The organism is Micromonospora fiedleri, from assembly GCF_016774385.1.
Classification (GTDB): Bacteria; Actinomycetota; Actinomycetes; order Mycobacteriales; family Micromonosporaceae; genus Micromonospora; species Micromonospora gifhornensis.
Genome location: NZ_JAETXL010000060.1, coordinates 1 through 468, shown reverse-complemented (window position 1 = coordinate 468; position 468 = coordinate 1). Strand labels below are relative to the sequence as shown.

At 73.3% G+C, this 468-nt stretch carries 1 protein-coding gene; it reads right to left on the bottom strand.

Annotated features, from left to right (window positions below; all coding sequences use genetic code 11):
• The coding region (locus JMF97_RS30625; RefSeq protein WP_498043321.1) for a phosphoketolase family protein at positions 1–468 on the bottom strand (468 nt) is incomplete at both ends.

The window sequence follows — 468 nt, the reverse complement described above, 5'->3', positions numbered from 1 at the left end:
CCGGTGGGCGGCAGCGCGGCCAGCTCGGCGACCGGTGCGCCGGTGGCGTCGAACAGCTCCTCCGGCCGGTAGCTGCGCAGCCAGCGCTCCAGCTCGGCCCGGTGCGCCGGGTTCGTGGGTACCTGCGACAGCGGAACCTGGTGGGCCCGGTACGTCCCCTCGACCTGCTTGCCGTCGACCTCACTCGGCCCGGTCCAGCCCTTCGGCGTACGCAGCCCGATCATCGGCCAGCGCGGACGGGTGACGGTCGCCCCGGAGCGGGCCTGCCGCTGGATCTCCGCGATCTCGTCCAGCGCCCGGTCGAACGTGGCGGCCAGCAGCTCGTGGACGGCCGCGGGCTCGTCACCGGCCACCACGTACGGCTGGTAGCCGTAGCCGCGCAGCATGTCGAGCAGGTCGGACTCGGGGATCCGGTCAAGCACGGTCTGGTTGGCGAGCGTGTAGCGGGTGAGGTGGCGGATTGGCAGG